Source organism: Prevotella sp. MA2016 (genome assembly GCF_000619825.1).
Classification (GTDB): domain Bacteria; phylum Bacteroidota; class Bacteroidia; order Bacteroidales; family Bacteroidaceae; genus Prevotella.
Map to the genome: position 1 here is coordinate 273,705 of NZ_JHUW01000008.1, position 20,061 is coordinate 293,765.

The window sequence follows — 20,061 nt, forward strand, 5'->3', positions numbered from 1 at the left end:
TTTAACCTAAGTATTTCATCAGGATACGAGCATAACCGCTGTCGTGCAGCTTGGTGATGCTCTTCTCACGGATCTGGCGCACACGCTCACGGGTGAGACCCATCTCAGCACCAATCTCCTCGAGACCACGCTCCTGGCAACCAATGCCGAAGCACTCCTTGACAATCTTCAGCTCACGATCCTTCAACACGTTGCGCAGCACGTTGTCGAGGTCGGAAGTGAGCGACTCATAATCCACCAGCTTATCAGTACGGGTATCCTCGCCACTGCTCAGCATGTCGGCCATAGAGTTGTCATCGTCCTCACCGAAGGGGGCATCGATACTCATGTGGTGACTATCAGCCTTGGCTGTCTGCTCAATCTTCGACTCCTCAATCTGGGTGAGCTCGGCCAGCTCGGTAACTGATGGGCGGCGCTGGTGCTGCTGCTCAAACTTATTGATTTCCTGATTAATCTTGCTCAGAGCGCCACTCTGGTTCAGTGGCAGGCGCACAATACGGCTCTGCTCTGCAATAGCCTGCAGAATGCTCTGACGAATCCACCATACGGCATAAGAGATAAACTTAAAACCACGTGTCTCGTCGAACTTCTCGGCGGCTTTCACCAAACCAATATTACCCTCATCGATCAGGTCGGTAAGCGTCAAGCCCTGGTGCTGATACTGCTTGGCTACTGACACCACGAAGCGCAGATTGGCAGTGACAAGACGCTCCTTGGCCTTCTCACCCTCAGGACCGCCACGACGGATGGCCTGAGCCAGCTCTATCTCTTCATCAATAGTGACAAGGGGTTGACGACCGATTTCTACAAGATACTTGTCGAGTGCCTCACTTGATCGGTTGGTAATGCTTTTTTGAATCTTTAATTGCCTCATATTTTTATCGTTACTCTGAAAAAGTGTGCAAAGGTACTAAAAAAAGCGATACGTTGCAACCAACATATCGCTTTTTTAATCTATTTTAACTAGAAATCAGGTGTCTTCCTTACAGTTTGACAACGGTTTGTTTGCCATCATACTGAACCAGCTTTCCAGCGGGGTTGTCGAGGTTGAGCGGCTGGGGCGCCTCGTTTGTAATAAGTACTACATTGAAGCGACGGCTCTTGAGCATGCCAGGGAACTGACCCTTGCGGGCACCAAAGGTGACAGTGCGGGTGGCATCGTCGTAGGTGATGTCGATGGTGGCATACTTGCCTTTCTCATAGTTGTAGTTGGTGCCTTCGTCTTCGTAGAGCTGGAAACTACCGTTCTGTCCGGCATAGACATAGAGGTGGATGAGCTCGGCGGGTTTCTCGTCGCTCCACTCCATCTCAGGACCGAAGGGGATGATAGCACCCTCGCGCACAAAGACTGGAATCTGCTCGTAAGGAGCATCGACGACAAGCCTGCGGCCCCCCTCCAGTTTTTCTCCGGTGTAGAGGTTGTACCAACCACACTGAGCGGGGAAATAGACACTGCGGTTGCGGGCCTTGTAATAGCCTACAGGACAGGCCATGAGGGCTGGACCAAGCATCCACTGATTGCCCACATTCTCTACTTCCTTATCGCCATTGAAGTCCATCACCAAGGGGCGCATCAGGGTGTAGTCCTTGAAGTGGGCCCAACCAGCCAGTGAATAGAGGTATGGCATGAGGCGATAACGCAGTTTGTCGTAATATACAAACGACTTATAAGCGGGATGATCCTCGGGGGCGATATTCCAGATTTCACGCAGTGGCCACTGCCCATGCGAACGGAACAATGGAATAAACGTGCCGAACTGGTTCCAACGGGTCTGCAGCTCGCGCCACTCCTTCAGGTCTTCATTCTCAACCTTGGTGCGGTCGTAGAGTTGCTGGGCTGCCACATAACGGTTTTCTACACAGAAGCCACCCTGGTCCATACCCCAGAAGGGAACACCAGAGATAGAATAGTTCAAGCCGGCTGTCATCTGGGCGCGCATGTCCTCCCAACGGGTGCCGATATCACCACTCCAGGTGGCAGTGGAATAACGCTGCTCACCGGCAAAGCCGCTACGGGTGAGCAGGAACACACGGGGCTCGTTCTGCTTGCCCTTCCATACACCACGCTGACCATTGTAGATGGCGTCGGCATTGACGGTGCTATAGGCATTGAAATACTCGGTTGAGGTGCCTAATGCGGTAGGACCGCTGAGGGCCTTGCGATACCACATCGGGGTGCAGTCGCGCACGTTGGGCTCTGAGGCATCCATCCACCAAGCGTCGACTCCCCGTCCTAGGCCACTATAGAGAGCCTTGTCCATTTGGTGCCAGAAGAGTTTGCGGGCATCGGGGTCGTAGGCATCGTAGAAACCATTCTTATAGCCAGGACCAACCCAGTCGTGGATATCATCGGTAGGCGACTGGACGTACATCCACCCCTTGGCATCGAGCTCCTTGTAGTTATCGGTATTGCAATAGAACTTAGGCCATACAGAGATCATGAAACGACCATGCATCTTGTGCACGTTCTCGAGCATCTGCTGGGGATTGGGATAGCGGGAAGCCTCGAACTGATGTGAGCCCCACTGATCCTCGGGCCAGTAGTTCCAGTCTTGTACAATATTGTCGATAGGGATATGGCGCTTGCGGAACTCGGCGAGGGTGCCCTCAATCTCATCCTGGGTCTTATAGCGCTCACGACTCTGCCAGAAGCCGAGCACCCACTTGGGATAGAGTGATGCCTTGCCGGTGAGGGTGCGATAGCCTGACACCACCTGGTCGAGGTTCTCGCCAGCAATGAAGTAATAGTCCATATCCTTGGCCATCTCGCTCCAGATAGAGAGCTGTTCGCGCTCCTGTTTGCTGCGGGGCTCAGCCACACGCAGACCGCAGTAGGCCTCGCCACCATCGGGGCGCCACTCTACACGCAACTGTACGCGGCGACCGGGCTGCAAATCAACCTGGAACTTATAGGCATTGGGGTTCCAGGCGGTGCGCCAGCGCTCAGTCACTACTTCCTGACCATCGATATATACCTTGATGTAGCCGGAGTAATACAGAATGAACTCATATAGTTGAGAGCGGAGCGTTGAAAATGGCTCGAGGTAGCCTTCGTAGGTGACGGTGGCGCCCATGAGGTTGATATCCTTGGGAAAATTGCGAATGCCACCATTGTCGGTCTTACGGGCTATCTCTGACTTCTCGGGCGTACCATATTCATAATAGAGACTGTCCTCAGGGTGCACCAGCGTCTTGCCATGGGCATCGACATAGGTGCCGGTGAGATGGCCTGCACGACCCTGTTTGTCGTAGAGCTTGAACGCACGATTGAGCTGCAGATAGTCGTGGGGATTGCCAAAACGGCAGTAGCTGTAGGAATCCCACAGCAGACCATAGTTCTTATTAGAAAGCACAAATGGAATAGACACCTTGGTGTTATACTGGAACAGGTCTTCGTTCTTACCTTTCATATTAAACTCCTCGCTCTGATGCTGACCCAGACCATAGAAAGCCTCATCATCGGGCGAGTTGAACTTCATCTGCCATGACAGACCGTGCTTCTGTTCCTCGGGCACGGTATAGCCGGTTTTCATACCCAACTCACGCTCGGGCACAGTGAAATCGCTGAACTGCTTACCATCCTGCGCCTCCTGCAGCAGTTGGTTGCCAGCGGCATCGAAGAAGGTGATCTGACCGGTAGATTTCTGTACCACAGCCTTTACCTTCTGGGTTTTCACGACCACGGTGGCACCCTCGTCGGTGATGGCATAGCTGCCTTTGGCAGGGGCTGCCTGTGGCACAATCATGAGCGAGGCTAGTTTGACAGGCAACTCGGCTTTTGAGGTGGCGCGCACGCGGATAATCTGATTGTTCATCACCTCCAGGCGGATGACCTGTGCCTGACCTCCGTCAGGACGAATTGTTACTTTGTTTCCGTTAGTTTGTACGGTGGCTGCCAGCGATGCTGTGGAGAACAGCAAGGCCGACAGCAAGGTTTTAATCTGTTTCATCTTCTATTGTTATTGAATTTACGGGCAGGGTAATGGTAAAGATAGAACCGCCACTGGGGTTGTTCTCGGCGGTGATGGTGCCACCATGCATCTCGACAATGGCCTTGACAAAGAACAGGCTGATGCCAGAGTCGTCGTCGCTCACCATCGGGTCGAAGACAGACTCCTCGCCACCTTCGGGCAGGCCCACACCATTATCAGAGATACGGATGGTGCCGGTAGTGGAGGTCTTATCAACAAACACCTTGATCTTACACTCGGTGGGCGAGAACAGGGCACAGCTGTTGAGCAGCATCTGAATGGCCTGTGCCATCTGATCCTGATCGAAATCGACAACGAGGTCTTCGGCCAAGGGGAAGAACGAGAACTTGACATGCTTGCCAAGAGGGGCCTTGAACTTGGCGCACTGATCCTTCATGAAGCGCTGCAGATCGTGCGGTTTCTTCACGGTCTCCTCGATGCTCCAAGCAGCATTGTAGAGCTCTTCGGCCTGTGCTTTCTGGTCGCTCTCCTGCTGGCGCTGCAGTTCGGCGCGCATCTCGCTCATCCACTGTTTCTTCATCACCTCCAGGCGCAGGTAGTTGCGCTCGTCTTTCTCAGCCTGGCGCTTCAGGAACAGGCGGCGCCAGAGCAGCACTGCTAGGAACACCACAGACAGGAAGGTGACCAGGAGCCAACGGTTGCGCAGCAACGGTGGGGTGACGGTAATCTTCAGTGTGGCCTCGTGCTCGCCCATGGTGCCATCCTCATTGAGCATGCGCACATGGAGGATATAGTCGCCATGATGGAGTGACATATAGGTGATGTTAGGATCGTTCTCCTCGGTCTTGATCCACTTATCGCTGAAGCCTTCCAACTGGTAGATGAAGCGCGAGTCGTTGTTGATCTCGCCCTTATCGGTGGCCAACTGGATGGTGAACTGACTCTCGTAATGGCGCAGCACCAGCTCGCCACTGACATTGAGGTCTTCCTCGAGGATGACACGACCATCGTAGGCCTCGCCAATGCGCAGCTCATGACCGAAGAGTTTGAGACCGCTGAAAAGGGGTGTCTCACTGTTGTCGATACGGGTGACGAGACTGGGGTTGATGACATCCACGCCATTGACACCACCTATCAGGATCAGACCATCGGGGGTGACGCTGATGGAACGCTGGTTGTAAGGACCTTGCTGCAGACCATCCTTGGTACTGAAACTACGCACGTTGAAGGTCCACTGCCCCTGCTCATCCTTCTTAGGCACCACATTGGAGACGCCATACTCGGTGACCACCCACATGGTATGCTGCTTATCCTCGGCCAGACCAACCACGCTGGAGCCTATCAGACCGCTGTTCATATCGAGCAAGGTCTGACGGTTGGTCTTCCAATCCACCACACAACAGCCGGAGGTGGAGCCATGCCATACCAAACCACGACTATCCTCCATGACACACGTGGTGGTGGCCATAGCGGCATTCTGACCGGGCACAGCCGGAATCTTCATACTCATCACCTTCTTGCTGACGGGGTTGACGAGCGAATAGAACTGCGAGTGACCCACCATGAGCCAGCCTTTGGCTGTCCAGCAGGCAGAGGAGATGAAATCTTCGGGCAAAGCTGAGTTATGTGAGTTGACGCTACTGAACTGGCCCGACTTGGGTGACAGGCGCTGCACGCCACTGCCCAAGGTGCCCATCCAAATGTCGCCTTTCTTATCTTCGGTGATAGACCAGATATTATTGTTGAGCAACTGTCCGTTGGTGTTGACCATGGTGTAGTTGTGGGTATGACCATTGGCAATATGTATCAAACCACCATTATAGGTACCAAACCACACGGAACCATCCTTGGCGCCATAGCTGGACACCATCACATCGGAAGTGAAACCACAACGAGCCTTGTCATAGACCTCGGTCTCGCCAGTGGCAGGCATATACTTGATGATACCACGGTTGTCGGTACCAAACCACCAGTTGCCTGCAGTATCGAAGGTGGTGGTGTTGACATCGCCCAGTTCGAGGGTGTTGAAACCTAAGAGTTTCTCGATATACTGATTCAAACCATTGCGGTAGCAACCTATCCACATATTGCCCGAGCGGTCGAGCATGAGTTTCTTCACGGTGTTCTCGCTGATAGAGGTGGCGTCGTACTTATTGGTGACGAAATTCTTCACTTCGCCCGTCTTGAGGTCGATGACATACAGACCATAGTGGTCGGTGCCCAGCCACATCCATCCGCGCTGGTCCATACAGGCATCCCACACCTGCAGGTCGGCAGGCAGCGGCGCGATACCATAGTGGGCGAGATAGTCGTTGATAGACTTATACCATATCTTATCCTTCTGGTCGAACACAAACTGCTTGCCGGCTGTGAGCACCCAGAAATTGCTGTGCTTATCCACATAGCAGTAGTAGCCCTGACTGTTGGGACTGCCATTGACGCGCATGAAATCATCTTTCCACAGCACCTGACCCTTATCGCCATCGATACACATCAGGTCGCCATCGCTCGAGGTGACGAGCAGATAACCATTCCACTCGGCAAAGTTGGAGAAGTTGAACTCCTTGGGGAACTGATCCTTCTCATAGCCGTATTTAATGAGGGTGTAAGACTGTTTGCGGGGATTATAGCAGTAGAGACCCTCGTCGTAGGTCTTCACCCAGAAGCGCTTCTGCGAGTCGATATAGAAACGGTCGATATTGCCCTTGATGCCCCATTTAGACAGGATGGTGATGGGGTTGCGGTTGACTTGCTCGGTGAAGGGATTGAGCAGACTGTAGTTCATACCCTGCTTGAGCCAGAGCATGCCCTGACCATCCTCCCAGATCTGATCTACGTAATTGTTACGTAACGTGGTGCTATCAGTAGGATCGGAATAATAGATACGGAAGCGATAGCCATCATAGCGGTTGAGACCATAGGCGGTGGCAATCCAGATGAAGCCGCGCGAGTCCTGATACAGATAGTTGATCTGCGAGTTGGACAAGCCATTGCGGGCATCCATGCGACGGAACTTCATGTCGGGGATGACAGCGGTGGCAGCACCGGCCGTGAGACAGCATAAGCAGAGGATATAGATAAGTAGTCGTTTCATATACTCAAAATCGGGGGGTTATCTTTTAGCTGAGGTTTCGCGAATGACCAGTTTCTGAGGCACAATCTTCTTGCAGATCTTATCATCGCCATTGATGTTACTGAGCAACAGCTTGCAGGCCTCGATGCCCATCTCGTGACTCTGATCGACGATGGCCGAGAGCTGCGGGGTGACATAGCTGGCATGCACATCATCAGTGAAGCCGATGAGCGCCACATCGTCGGGGATGCGCAGACCTAACTGCTTGATGGCAGTGAAGGCGGCAAAGGTGATGATATCATTGAAGGCCAGAATGGCATCGGGGCGATTGTCCATCGTGAGCAGACGGGTGGCAGCAGCCAGCGCCCAGTCGTAATCAATCTTATCGCACACCACCAGCTCGCGCTCGATGGGGATGCGGTTCTCGCGCAAAGCCTCTAAATAGCCATGCTTGCGACGGATGACCATGTCGAGATGGTTAGGACCACCAATGAAGGCGATACGGCGACTGCCAGTATCGATGAGGTGCTGGGTGGCCTCCTGGGCTGCCACATCACCATTGGCGGTGACACATGAGAACTTATCGGGCAGACAGGTGCGACCGAAGAATACCATGGGTATCTGCATGTTGTAGATCTCTTCGAAATGACTGTAGTCGCGGGTGTTCTGCGACAGGCAGGCGATGATACCCTCTACATGCAGGTTGATAAAGTTGTCGATGGCCTGCACCTCTATCTCACTGTCTTCATGGGTGTTGGCACTGACCACGGAATAGCCGGCCTTACGGGCCTCATCCTCAATACCATCCAAAACGGCTGCATAGTAGTGGGTGACAAGATTGGGAACCACCACACCTATCACACGGGGAGCCTCCTTACGTAAACTCTGCGCAAAAGGATTGGGACGGTAGTTCATCTTACGTGCCAATTCCTTTACTTTTTCCTGCATGGCCTGCCCTATCTCGGGCGAGCTACGCAAAGCACGGCTGACAGTAGCAATACTGACACCCAACTCCTGAGCAATATCCTTTAACGAGGTGCGATGTTTATTTGTTATCATATCGTTAATAGTACATGTGACGATGCAAAGGTACATATTTTTTTGAAAATCGCAAACGTTTACGTGTGTTTTTTTGTGTTAAATACTTGATTTTAAGCATTTTTCTTCGTACCTTTGCACCAGCAAAATCAGAAATGAGTAATGAATAGTTGATAATAAGTTAGTTAGAAAATCGAAAAAAGCAAGACTGTCGTGATGACACTCTTGCTTTTGTTTTTTTTCATTAGAATGTGGCTCGCACCATGAACCTCACTCCATGCTTATGCGCCGTGGGCAGTTCGTTATAGTTCAAACGACGTATATACTCCACATGAATAATCTTGAAGATATTATGCAGACCTAAGCTCAACTCCATGTAGGGGCGCTTGGGGTCGATGACGTAGCAACCCTCGGGGAAATACATCAGGATGGGGTTGCCCTCATTATGCGCCAGATAAGGATTGTTCTTATCACTGAGCTCGCCCCAGAGCACACGGAAACCTATCCACTCACGCCATTTGAGTTTACGCAGCAGTGGGATGCGGTTGAGGATCTTACCATTCAAATCCCAGTTGACCTGTCCTGACAGGAAGCGGTCGGTGGGGAACTCCATGTTGTTGATGGCTTCGAAGGTGTAGTCCTGTACGATGTAAGAGAGGTTGGTCTCAGGCATGATGAGCAAGGGGAAGGGCACCTTCTCCCACTGCACGCCACCCTTGACAAGCCAGTCCATCTTTCCCCACGACTTGAGCCAGAAACGCTTATAGATAGAGGCCTCGGTGTAGTTATAGCTATAATCGCCACCCAGCACATTCTTCAAACCCAGGGTATGACTGACGGTGAGCACAGGTGCATCGAGGTTGATGGGCAGGCGGCGCTGCTTGGTGTTGATAAAGGTCTCGCCAGGTGCAAAGCGCAACTCGGCACGCAGCTCGGTGGTACGGATCTTCTGACTAGGACCATCAGCCGGACTTGACAAGGGGACGAAATGCAGGTTGCCGCAGGCTTCGTTCTCCTCGAGCTTCATCTGCAGCGTGGTGCGGAAGCCCCAGTCTTCCTCGCGCTCGAAGGTGAGCGACTGGCGGTTGTAGAACATCATCTTATCAACCTTGCTCCACTTGAAGGCGGTGAACACATTATCCTTATCGGTATGCATGAACTTATCGGATGGCGACATGACATCGTAGGTGGACGAGAAGGTGAGCGTGCGCTGAGGGAACTCGCGCGGCAGATACTCCTTCTTATTGAACGACCAGATGACATCGCCCTTATAATACCACTTCTTGGAATCCCAACCACGGGCCACATAGCCACGCAGGAAGAAATTGGAATCGAGATTGGCAGTGGTCTGTGCCGACAAGCGGGTACGGATACCATCCACAAAGTTGCTGGTGATCATGGTGTTGACAGGACCGATATCCACCTTGCTGGGGTGCTTCTTAGAACCTGTCTCCACGAAGTTCTCAACCAAGGCCTTCAGACCGAAGATGATATACTTGAAGCCCTTGACATTCTGCAGATTCGTGATAAAGTCGCCCATGCCGCTCTCACCCTTGGTGAGCTCTACCTGGCGATACTGGTTCCAGAAATCGTCGCCACGCATCATGGCGTTGACATCCTTCACCTCCTTCTTCGTACCCTTGAAGAGCTGCTTGGGCAACTCGTCGAAGGCATAGTCGGTGAGACGGGTGTTACGGATGACGGCAAACTCATTGAGGAAGCTGGCCAAACGGAGTTCGGTGAACATATCATCGACACTGAGCACCCACTCGCCATCAGGCAACTGTGTGAACTCCTGCACCACCTGCATATTCTCTACGAAGTTGACATCACTCTTCTTGGGGATGGTCATCTCGCAGCGCTTCACCTGCCAACTGGAGTCGGCCAGGATATACAGGTCGCCACGGAAACCAAAGTCCTGCTGGTTGTTGGGCAGGAAGTGGAGGTGGTAGCACAGGTCTTTGTCCACCATCAGCGTGTCTTCGATATAATAGCGGTAGAACCCGATGGCATCCTTACCGATAGGTGAGGTGAACGGATACTGCAACATACGAATCTGATCATCGTAGATGTTGACATCGGTAAACACATCCTTCATCACAGTATTGAGGATATCACCCGTCTGGAACAGGTCGTTGATACCCTGGGTGTTGATACCCTTGATGATGGTCTTCTCATCATGCGGTTTCTTACGATAGATCTTCTGTGAGACCGTCTCATCGACACTGACCGGCAGGATGAGTTTATTGTTATAAGGGCAGGCCTCAATCTGATCGATGAGCCACTGCTTCTTCTTATATTTCGGAGAGTCGAGTACCTCGGGCTTGAAGTTGTTGAGTGCCAACGTGAGCTTCTGGTACTTGTTGTACTGGTAATAGTCGCGATTGTCCAGATCGGTACGTTTCTTAGCGGCTATCACCTTGCGCATCATCTCGACGGCAGGGTTGTTCTTACGACTGTAGCGGCCACGCTTGGTCTTGATGGTGACCTCCTTCAGCATCTTGTTGTCGGTCTTCAGACCAATCTTCAGCACACTCTTGATGGCAGAGTTGATCTGCACCGTGTGGGACACATAGCCCACAGAGGTGAACGTGAGTTGCCAGCCATTATGGCGGGCGATGGTGAAGTTACCATCCACATCAGACGCCACACCCACACCATGACCCAGATACTGGGCACTGGCAAACGGGATAGGCTCACCGGTCTTGGCATCTACTATCTGACCGCTGATGACATGCTGCGCCCACACACCCAGTGCCAGCAACAGCATACTGAATAATACTGTTATCCTTTTATTCACTATTTATAATATTTCGTTTAAATGTGTAATCACCTTATCTGCCTGTGACTCATCCACAGGATCGTTAGTCCAGCCTTCGCCTTTGAACCATATCGTGTGGCAGCCTGCTTTCCCGGCTGGCACGATATCCTTATCCATACTGTCGCCTACTACCATCACCTCGTCGGGCTGCAAGCCCAGGGCCTCAACACCCAGTGTAAAAATCTGTGGGTCGGGCTTGCGAACGCCTACCACAGCACTCTCGATGATGGTATCAAAAATACCATCCAACTTGAACTCCTGGAGAACGGTAGCGATGTTGCCATAGAAATTGCTGACCAGCACCATGGGATAACGGCCCTTGAGCTGCAGCAACACCTCGCGGCTGCGCGCTGTCTCCTCGCAAGTGCGGGCGTAGAGATCATCCGTGAGTTTTTTTAGATAATAAGAGACAGAAGAAACATAGTTCTGTTCTTTTAAGAACTCCAGCTGGATGCGGATTTTGGTTTCTATCGTCTTATAGAACGTAAAATCGGGCTTGATGATGGGATTCTTTCCCAGGGTGCGCTCGGCATGCACATAGGCATCGCGAAACTGCGGTTCACTGACGGGCACCTGCTGGCGCTCGTAGGCATGCCAGATGACTTTGCCCCAGTGCTGACCGCCCGTATCGAGCGTACCACCATAATCAAAAATATAACCCTTGAGCATTTTAAAATGTAAAAATTATAAAATTATAAAATGTAAAAATTATAATTTAGCACAGAGCGCCTCGTGCTTGGCATGCATATACATATACATGGCCTGGAAGACGGTGATTTCGACCAGTGGATAAACCCATGGACAACCCAACAGACAGGTGACATAGATGGTGATGGCACGGGCATTGAATGTCAACAGGTTGGTGTACTTCATGAGCGGACGACTACCCTCGAGCAGGCGCTGACGGATGGCTTCAGAGGGATTCTGCTTCCATGCCGCAAAGAACTGCTGGAACTGTGGGGTGCGCTGCTCCTGACTCTTGCAGTAGTTGGCATAATTATAATAGAACACGCGCGAGAGGAGTTCGCTCTTAGGCAGCGCCTCATAGGTGGCACGCTGCTGCTTGTAGTTATCCAGTTCGCTACCCTCCTTACCCAACAGGAAGAACAGGTGGATCTGACGATAGTAGTCGGCCAGAGAACTCTGACGAGAGTGCATGCCAAAACCGGCGATGGCACAGAGCACAAAGCCCCAGATGCCCCACTCGATGTCGGTGCCAGGGATGGTCTGATACCACAGACGGGCTACGATACCCAGATAGATGCTGAGGAACCACAGATCGCCTGAGAAACCATCAAGCATACGACCAATGAGGGTTTTCTTACCAGTGATACGTGCCATCTGACCATCGGTAGAGTCGCAGAAATTGGCAAACATCAGCAACAACACACCATAGACATTGTGCAACAGGTCGGTGTAATGGAACATCCAACCGGCGCCAACACCTAAAAATATCGACAGGATGGTGATGACATTGGGATGCACATCAAACTTATTCCAAAACAATGCAAACACCAAACCAATAGGACGGGTGAAATGCACGTCCAACCACTCTTCAGTATCCTCCGACTTAAATGATAATCTTAGTAATTCCTTAAATGTTGCCATTGTATAATTACAATTTTTAATTTTTAAATTTTTAAATTTTAAATTTTTAAATTGTTCCCGCCAGGGAACCAATCGCTCTTGCGGCCTCGTCGCGACAGCGCGAAAAGCTGGGCCAATCGTTGAAATCGATGACACAATAGGTGCCATCCTCACGGATGATGGCATCACCACCATAGACGCTGATGCCTACGGTCTGGGCCAGTGTCTCTACATCCTGCTGCAGCGCCTCAACGCTGAAAGCATAATGGTGGGCAGTGCCATTGCGCTGCTCATCACCAAACTTAGACTGTCCGTCGTCGGTGGGATAATAATAGCGGAAGAATCCGGTACCTGCTACCCCATAGAACTTCACCAGGTCGCCAGGCACATGCGCACTGACTGTATAGCTGGTGATGCCACGCTGCTGGAACGCAGCTATCTTGGCATCCAGTTCCTGACGGTCGGCAGCAAACTGCACATCACTCTTGCTCTGTGCAGCAGCATCGCCACGCTTGAGCCAGTAGCCATGCGCACCCTCACGAGGGGGCACGGGTGTGCCAACCTGTTGCATGATGCTTTCCAACTGGCAGCGCGCGCAGTTGCGGATGCCAGTGGCGCTGTTGACAACCTTCAGATGCTGCAAGGCATCGAGCGTTTCAGGCAGGCGACCCATAGAGAAGATGAGGTCGTAAGAAGCCAGCGACTGTGCCTCACGACCCAGTTGCTGCTCGCTCACCAGCTGCACCTCATGACCAGCCATACGGAGCTGAGCGCCTACTGCCTGCAGTATCGCCAAGTCCTTCTCCACCGAATTAGGCGAGAACACCTCCGCCCGCTGTATTAATAGTATCTTCACCCCTTCAAAAACTCTTCTGCCTTTTCGATGTCGCTGGCGTGATCGATATCGAGCACCTTGGTGAAAGGATAAGCCTTCAGTTTCAAGCCCTCGGCCACCAGTGCACGCTGGAAATTGCGCATACGACTCTCGCCGCGCTCAATGCAACGCTGCAATACGGGGATGGCCTTTGGTGTGAGACCATAGATACCACCACTGATAAACTTTGGATGCTCGTCGGTATCGAAGAAACCCGTAATCTGCAGCGCATCATCGGTGCCCACATACAATGGTTTCTCATCATCGATATAGTCGGTGACGCCCATCAATCCATCAATCTCACCACTCTCAGCCATCAGCTCGAACGACTTGGCATAGGTAGCAAACTCCTTCTCACGGAAGATAGTATCTACCGTGGTGAGCACGAAAGGCTCGTCTTTCAGCCACTGACTCAGGGCCCAAGCACTGTGCATGGAACTGGGCGTGCTCTTCACTAAAAACTTCAGGGGCACTTGCTGCGCCTCTGCAATCGACTGCAGATGGCTGGCAACAGCCGTCATCTGCTCATTACAAATCACACATATCTCGCTGGCGCCATTGGCCATAAACACACGTATCAATCGGTCAATCAGCTGCTCGCCTCCCACTTCAACCAGTGGTTTTGGGGCTTGTACGCCCTCTTGTGCTAATCGCGATCCCTCGCCAGCTGCAATTATTGCATATTTCATCCCGAACGTCTATATTATTAGTTTCAGGTTGCAAAGATACGCAATTTTACTGAATACACGAAAACTATCGCTATATATTTAGGTTTTATTTACGAAAAAAGGCAGGAAAATCAATTTCCTACCTTTAATCTATCGGTATCGATATCACCCGAACCATGCTTCTGTATGGTGGAGGTACGGACGCGACCACTGAGACTGATATCGCCAGAACCATGCAACTCGGCATCGACAGAGCCACAGCCAGTACCAAAGTTGACATCCACATCACCAGAGCCACGAAGGCTGATACGGGTGGCAACGGCATTGATCTGACTGACATCCACATCGCCTGAGCCCGTGAGCGCAATATCCGTCTGACGGGTATCGAGATGATGGATAGTGGCATCGCCTGAGCCTACCAACTCAAGATTGCAGCGGTCGCAAAGCAGTTGGGCGAACTCGACATCGCCTGAGCCCTTCAGACTGATGTCCATCACATCGGTATCGACAGGATGTTGACTGATGAATTCGCCGGAACCACCGACACGTACCGACACCAGGTCGGGTGAGGTGACATAGACTGCCAGATGGGTATCGTCGCCCCAGTGGATATTGAACACGCCCACCTTACCACGATTACGGATGGAGAGGGTGCCTGAAGACACGTCGGTGATGATGCAATCAACCAACTCCTGAGGCCCTTTCACCTTGACAGAGAAGGAGTCGGCCTGCTGGTAATAAACGGTGGGCGAACCTGCGATCTCGATGGCCTCGAAACCTTTCAGGGCACGCTGCTCGGTGACCACCTGACGGTTGTCGCTGAGCGAGAACTTCATATTTTCACGACTGCAAGTGCACGAGGCAAACAGCAGGACGGAAGCTAACAATAACATATTTTTCATTGTCTCCAGAATTTTAAAAATTACACCATGTGATTCTATTTTCTGGCTATTTGACGTAACCAGAGGAAGAAAAGTTGCACAAGCGAGAAAAAAAATCAACTTAACGGCAGTTCCACCCAGAAACGAGAACCCTCGCCCAGGACTGACTCGACACCAATCTTACCGCCTAAGCTCTCAGCATGACTCTTGGCTACTGACAATCCAAGACCTGTGCCTGGCACATACTCATCCACTTTGAAGAAACGTTCAAAGATGCGTTGCTGATCGGCTGTGGCGATACCCTTACCGGTATCAAGCACCCAGACCAGCAGATGCTCGCCCTGCAACAGATCGAAGCCCAGCGTGATAGAGCCTTGGGCGGTGAACTTGACGGCATTCTGCATGAGGTTGTTGACAATCTCCTTGACCTTGCCGATATCGGTATTCATCAGAATCTCGGGATATGGGAACTGGGTGGCGAGCATCACCGTGGTGCCATCCACCATGGTTGAGAAATGATTGGCTATCTCCTGCAGCACTGGCACCACATTGACCTGCTGCTTGACCAGGCTCTTGGCCTCGGCCTCGACCTTAGACATGCTCACCAGACCATCAATGATATTCAGCAACTTATAGTTGTTCTTCTGAATCTCAGAGATGAGTTGGTTACGGTCTTCCTCACTCTCAACCACAGGCAGCAAGTCGGCAAAACCCACAATGGCATTGAGCGGCGTACGGATCTCATGACCCATATTGGCCAGGAAGGCGGTCTTCAGACGGTCGCTCTCCTCAGCCTTGTTACGTGCAGCAATCAGGTCGGCCTCCATCTGCTTCTGGGCATCGATACGCATCGAGGTACCAACGATACGCGTGGGGTTTCCATCGCCATCACGGGCAGCCACAGTGCCATAGCTCTCCTCCCAATAATAAAGCGTGCCCTTACCCAGCGACACACGATAGGTTTCGTGATACGACGGACTCTTGCCCTGGCAGATAGCGTCGATGGCCATGCGCACACGCTGACAGTCCGACTTATCAATGATCTCATAGAAAGCCTCGACGGGGAACTCGGGCGGACCCACCAGACCACCTTTGGTGTCGCGATAATCAGCATCTACATAGAGCTTCATGGTGGGCACATCAATATGCCAGGTGCTGAGCTTCATCGCCCTGAGCACAAACTCAGACTCCACATTGTTCTGGCGCACCTTCTCAAGCTCAACCAACTCGTCACTGAGCCGGCGACCTGTGCGTCGCTGAAGGAAGATCATGATGATCATCCATACGACCAACAATGCGCCGCCTATCCAAAGCGACGGAACAAGTAACGAATTTTCCGTTTGGGTGTATAGCAGTAAATTATACATCTTGGGTCTGAATTACGTCGCAAAAGTATATAAATATTTTGGAAAACAATGATTTTTTTGCCGTTTTTTGTAAAAAACGAAGATTTTTTGTTAGATTAACAGTAAAAAAGTGCATTTTTGAGCGAACTTTCATTAACTTTGCAAGCTGTAAACTAAAAGAAATGGAGCAAAAGTTTGAATTGATCGCCAAAACGTTTATGGGACTGGAACCTGTACTGGCGAAAGAGCTGACCCAATTGGGAGCTAACGATGTTGAAATCGGTAGACGAATGGTTTCGTTTACGGGTGATAAGGAAATGATGTATCGTGCCAACTTTCAGTTGCACACGGCTATCAGAATTCTGAAGCCAATACGTCATTTTAAAGCAAAGAGCGCAGACGATGTATATGATGAGATCAAGAAAATCGACTGGACTGAATATCTGGGTACAGACAAGACTTTCACTGTAGATTCAGTGGTCTTCTCTGAGGAATTCCGACACTCTAAATTTGTTTCGTATAAGGTTAAGGATGCCATCGTGGACCAGTTCCGCGAGAAGACAGGTAAGCGACCCAACATCTCGGTGGCTAACCCTGACGTCCGACTGAACATGCACATTGCTGAAGATAAATGTACACTGAGCTTGGACTCAAGCGGTGAGTCACTGCACCGTCGTGGCTATCGCCAGGAGAGCGTAGAGGCACCACTGAACGAGGTGCTGGCAGCAGGTATGATTCTGCTGTCGGGCTGGCAGGCTGATACCGACTTCATCGATCCGATGTGCGGTAGCGGTACACTGCTGATCGAGGCTGCCCTCATCGCCAAGAACATGGCACCAGGACTGTTCCGCAAGGAGTTTGCCTTTGAGAAATGGCCCGACTTTGATGCCGACTTGTTTGACGAGATCTATAACGACGAGAGTCAGGAGCGTGAGTTCAATCACAAGATCTATGGCTACGATATCGACATGAAGGCTGTGAACACTGCCCGCATGAACGTGAAGGCAGCCGGACTGAGTGATATCATCACGATAGAGCAGCAGGACTTCAAGAACTTCACACAGCCTGCTAACAAGAGTATCCTGATTTCTAACCCTCCTTATGGTGAGCGCATCTCGACACCCGACCTGCTGGGCACTTACAGAATGATTGGTGAGCGCCTGAAGCATCAGTTCAAGGGTAACGACGCCTGGATTCTGAGCTACCGCGAGGAGTGCTTCGAGCAGATTGGTCTGAAGCCCAGCATCAAGATTCCACTCTACAACGGTAGTCTGGAGTGCGAGTTCCGCAAGTACCAGATGTTTGATGGTAAGTTGAAGGACTTCCGCTCGGAAGGTGGTATCGTGAAGACCGAAGAGGAGAAGCGCCAGATGGCTGAGAAGCACCGCTTCAAGAAGGAGCGCGAATTCAAGAAGCGTCTGGAAGAGAAAGAGGAGAACGAAGAGGCCGACATCCTATCGTTTACCTTCCACAAGCATGATATCAGCAAGAACCGTGGTGGTCATGAGAGTTTCGACCGCAGTGGCAAAGGTCGCAAGGACCGTAAGGACTTTGACGGCAAGGGCAGAGACGGTAAGAACAGAGACCGCAAGGACTTCAAGCGCGGTGGCAAGAGAGACTTCGGCAAAGGCAAGGACTTCGGAAAGAAAAGGAGATTCGATGATGACGAAGATTAAACTGATGCTGGCCGCTATGACCATGATGATGACAGCCACCACCTTAAACGCTCAGGATAAGAAACTCTTTTCACTCGAAGACTTGAACTTCGGTGGAAAGAACTATGCCAACCTGCGACCACAGAACATGTGGCTGACCTGGTGGGGCGAGCAGTTGATACAGACAGAAGTAGAGGCATGCTACACCATTGATACCAAGACGGGTAAGAAAACCCAGTTGTTCACCCTCGACGAGGTGAACCAATGGGCTGGTAGCGACGACACCAAATTCGTGCGCCACCTGATGAATGCCTCGTTCCCCTACCCTAACAAATCGATTGTGAAGTTAGGCAACAGAAAAGCAGTGATCCTGCTCGACTTCAAGAAGAAACAGATCGTATGGCAGGACAGTCTCTCAGGACAGTTGGCCAACGACTGGCATGCCACCTCGCGTGCAACAGCTTATGTAGAGGACGATCAACTCTACGTGGTGGATGGCGCAGGCAAGAAGCACCAGCTATCTGTAGATGGTAGTCGTGAGATTGTATATGGTCAGAGCGTACACCGCAATGAGTTCGGTATCAGCAAAGGCACCTTCTGGAGTCCTGACGGTGAGAAGTTGGCCTTCTACCGCATGGACCAGCGCATGGTGACCGACTATCCACAGGTGGACATATTCCCACGCAATGCCCAGAATGAGCCTGACAAATATCCAATGGCTGGCATGACCAGTCATGTGGTGACTGTGGGTGTGTACGACCTGAAGACGGATAACATCGTGTATCTGCAGGCTGGTGATCCTACCAACCGCTATTTCACCAACATCAGTTGGGCACCCGACGCCAAGACGGTGTATATGTTTGAACTGAACCGCAAGCAGAACGACTGTCGCCTGGTGGCATACGACGCTACCACTGGCGCCAAGATAGCAGAGCTGTACAGAGAGACATCCGACAAATATGTGGAGCCACAGAACCCTATCGTGTTCCTGCCTTGGGACAACACGAAGTTTGTGATGCAGAGTCAGAAGGATGGCTATAACCACCTGTACCTGTTTGACAAGAATGGTAAGGAGCTGAAGCAGATTACCAGTGGCAAATGGGTAGTGATGGAGGTGCTTGGCTTCAACCAGAAAGACAAATCGGTTGTCATCGCCTCTAACGAACTGAACCCACTGCAGTGCAACCTCTGGGCTGTGAACATCAACACGGGTAAGCGCACCCTGCTGGACAATGGTAAGGGCGTGCATCACGGTGTACTGTCGGCATCTGGTGCTTATCTCTACGACAAGCGTCAGGAGCCCACTATCTCCAACGCCATCGAAGTAACCAACACCCATCACCCTACACCCATCACCCTACTGAAAGCTGCCGACCCCTGGGAGGCATTCCAGCAGCCTATCTTTGAGAACGGAAGCATCAAAGCTGCTGACGGCACCACCGATTTATATTATAGAATGGTGAAGCCACACGACTTTGACCCCAATAAGAAATATCCGACCGTGGTTTATGTGTATGGCGGGCCTCACGCCCACAACGTGGATGCCTCATGGCACTGGGCCAGCAGATCATGGGAGACCTATATGGCACAGAAAGGCTATATCGTGTTTATCCTGGATAACCGTGGATCAGAGAATCGTGGTAGAGACTTCGAACAGGCTACCTTCCATCAGCTGGGACAGATTGAGATGCAAGACCAAATGATGGGTGTGGCATTCCTGAAGACACAACCCTATGTAGATATGAACCGACTGGGTGTGCATGGCTGGAGCTTCGGTGGTTTTATGACCATCTCGCTGATTACCAACTACCCAGATGTATTTAAGGTAGGTGTGGCAGGCGGTCCGGTGATCGACTGGAAATGGTATGAGGTGATGTATGGTGAGCGCTATATGGGCACCCCACAGGACAACCCTGAGGGCTACGCCAAGAGCAGTCTGATCAGCAAAGCCAAGGACCTGAAAGGCAAACTGCAGATTATCACGGGTTATAACGACAACACCGTGGTGCCACAGCACTGTCTGAGTTTCCTGGATGCCTGCATCAAAGCTGGCACACAGCCCGACTTCTTTGCTTACCCTGGCGAGGAGCACAACATGCGCGGACATGCCTCGGTACATCTGCATGAGAGAATCACGCAGTACTTTGAGGACTACCTGAAGTGAAGGCGAGAATTGAAGAATTAAA

At 51.5% G+C, this 20,061-nt stretch carries 13 protein-coding genes; 2 read left to right on the forward strand and 11 right to left on the reverse strand.

Going from position 1 to position 20,061, the window contains the following annotated elements:
- Position 1 precedes the first annotated feature (1 nt).
- The 11 genes from T360_RS0105510 to T360_RS14740 form a co-directional block, all read right to left on the reverse strand.
- A complete protein-coding gene (locus T360_RS0105510) occupies positions 2-874 on the reverse strand; it encodes an RNA polymerase sigma factor RpoD/SigA (RefSeq protein WP_013064420.1) in 873 nt (290 codons plus the stop codon).
- A gap of 109 nt (positions 875-983) precedes the next feature.
- Positions 984-3,950, reverse strand: a complete 2,967-nt coding sequence (locus T360_RS0105515; RefSeq protein ID WP_028911890.1) for a TIM-barrel domain-containing protein — start codon at positions 3,948-3,950, stop codon at positions 984-986.
- Complete coding sequence (locus T360_RS0105520; RefSeq protein ID WP_028911891.1) at positions 3,937-7,026, reverse strand: two-component regulator propeller domain-containing protein; 3,090 nt, start codon at positions 7,024-7,026, stop codon at positions 3,937-3,939. Before T360_RS0105520 ends, T360_RS0105515 begins: the two co-directional genes overlap by 14 nt.
- Positions 7,027-7,044: 18 nt before the next feature.
- Positions 7,045-8,064, reverse strand: a complete 1,020-nt coding sequence (locus tag T360_RS0105525; protein ID WP_028911892.1) for a LacI family DNA-binding transcriptional regulator — start codon at positions 8,062-8,064, stop codon at positions 7,045-7,047.
- A gap of 223 nt (positions 8,065-8,287) precedes the next feature.
- Positions 8,288-10,813: a DUF5686 and carboxypeptidase-like regulatory domain-containing protein gene (locus T360_RS0105530; protein WP_051523406.1), complete on the reverse strand. Its 2,526-nt coding sequence runs from the start codon at positions 10,811-10,813 to the stop codon at positions 8,288-8,290.
- 33 nt (positions 10,814-10,846) lie between these two features.
- Positions 10,847-11,533, reverse strand: a complete 687-nt coding sequence (locus T360_RS0105535; protein ID WP_028911894.1) for an HAD family hydrolase — start codon at positions 11,531-11,533, stop codon at positions 10,847-10,849.
- A 39-nt stretch (positions 11,534-11,572) separates the two neighbouring features.
- Positions 11,573-12,472, reverse strand: coding sequence for a CDP-alcohol phosphatidyltransferase family protein (locus T360_RS0105540; protein ID WP_028911895.1), 900 nt, complete (start codon positions 12,470-12,472; stop codon positions 11,573-11,575).
- 46 nt (positions 12,473-12,518) lie between these two features.
- Positions 12,519-13,307, reverse strand: coding sequence for a hypothetical protein (locus T360_RS0105545; RefSeq protein ID WP_028911896.1), 789 nt, complete (start codon positions 13,305-13,307; stop codon positions 12,519-12,521).
- Positions 13,304-14,014 carry a sugar phosphate nucleotidyltransferase gene (locus T360_RS0105550; protein ID WP_028911897.1) on the reverse strand — a complete coding sequence of 237 codons (711 nt, stop codon included), beginning with the start codon at positions 14,012-14,014 and terminating at the stop codon, positions 13,304-13,306. Before T360_RS0105550 ends, T360_RS0105545 begins: the two co-directional genes overlap by 4 nt.
- A 110-nt stretch (positions 14,015-14,124) precedes the next feature.
- On the reverse strand, positions 14,125-14,895 hold the full coding sequence (locus T360_RS0105555) for a head GIN domain-containing protein (RefSeq protein WP_028911898.1): 771 nt from the start codon (positions 14,893-14,895) through the stop codon (positions 14,125-14,127).
- A 95-nt stretch (positions 14,896-14,990) separates the two neighbouring features.
- Entirely contained in the window at positions 14,991-16,241 is a 1,251-nt protein-coding gene (locus T360_RS14740; protein WP_081772701.1) for a PAS domain-containing sensor histidine kinase, read from the reverse strand.
- Between the two features lie 161 nt (positions 16,242-16,402).
- Here T360_RS14740 and T360_RS0105565 point away from each other — a divergent pair, with 161 nt between their 5' ends.
- Complete coding sequence (locus tag T360_RS0105565) at positions 16,403-17,896, forward strand: class I SAM-dependent RNA methyltransferase (protein ID WP_028911899.1); 1,494 nt, start codon at positions 16,403-16,405, stop codon at positions 17,894-17,896.
- On the forward strand, positions 17,880-20,039 hold the full coding sequence (locus tag T360_RS0105570) for a S9 family peptidase (protein WP_051523412.1): 2,160 nt from the start codon (positions 17,880-17,882) through the stop codon (positions 20,037-20,039). The genes T360_RS0105565 and T360_RS0105570 overlap by 17 nt, the downstream gene beginning before the upstream one ends.
- Positions 20,040-20,061 lie beyond the last annotated feature (22 nt).

What these genes read in the sequence shown, in the direction of transcription:
- T360_RS0105525 (WP_028911892.1), bottom strand. Translation starts at nt 8,064, where the DNA reads ATGATAACAAATAAACATCGCACCTCGTTAAAGGATATTGCTCAGGAG.
- T360_RS0105535 (WP_028911894.1), bottom strand. Translation starts at nt 11,533, where the DNA reads ATGCTCAAGGGTTATATTTTTGATTATGGTGGTACGCTCGATACGGGC.
- T360_RS0105510 (WP_013064420.1), bottom strand. Translation starts at nt 874, where the DNA reads ATGAGGCAATTAAAGATTCAAAAAAGCATTACCAACCGATCAAGTGAG.
- T360_RS0105540 (WP_028911895.1), bottom strand. Translation starts at nt 12,472, where the DNA reads ATGGCAACATTTAAGGAATTACTAAGATTATCATTTAAGTCGGAGGAT.
- T360_RS0105555 (WP_028911898.1), bottom strand. Translation starts at nt 14,895, where the DNA reads ATGAAAAATATGTTATTGTTAGCTTCCGTCCTGCTGTTTGCCTCGTGC.
- T360_RS0105550 (WP_028911897.1), bottom strand. Translation starts at nt 14,014, where the DNA reads ATGAAATATGCAATAATTGCAGCTGGCGAGGGATCGCGATTAGCACAA.
- T360_RS0105565 (WP_028911899.1), top strand. Translation starts at nt 16,403, where the DNA reads ATGGAGCAAAAGTTTGAATTGATCGCCAAAACGTTTATGGGACTGGAA.
- T360_RS0105570 (WP_051523412.1), top strand. Translation starts at nt 17,880, where the DNA reads ATGATGACGAAGATTAAACTGATGCTGGCCGCTATGACCATGATGATG.
- T360_RS14740 (WP_081772701.1), bottom strand. Translation starts at nt 16,241, where the DNA reads ATGTATAATTTACTGCTATACACCCAAACGGAAAATTCGTTACTTGTT.
- T360_RS0105530 (WP_051523406.1), bottom strand. Translation starts at nt 10,813, where the DNA reads ATGCTGTTGCTGGCACTGGGTGTGTGGGCGCAGCATGTCATCAGCGGT.
- T360_RS0105515 (WP_028911890.1), bottom strand. Translation starts at nt 3,950, where the DNA reads ATGAAACAGATTAAAACCTTGCTGTCGGCCTTGCTGTTCTCCACAGCA.
- T360_RS0105520 (WP_028911891.1), bottom strand. Translation starts at nt 7,026, where the DNA reads ATGAAACGACTACTTATCTATATCCTCTGCTTATGCTGTCTCACGGCC.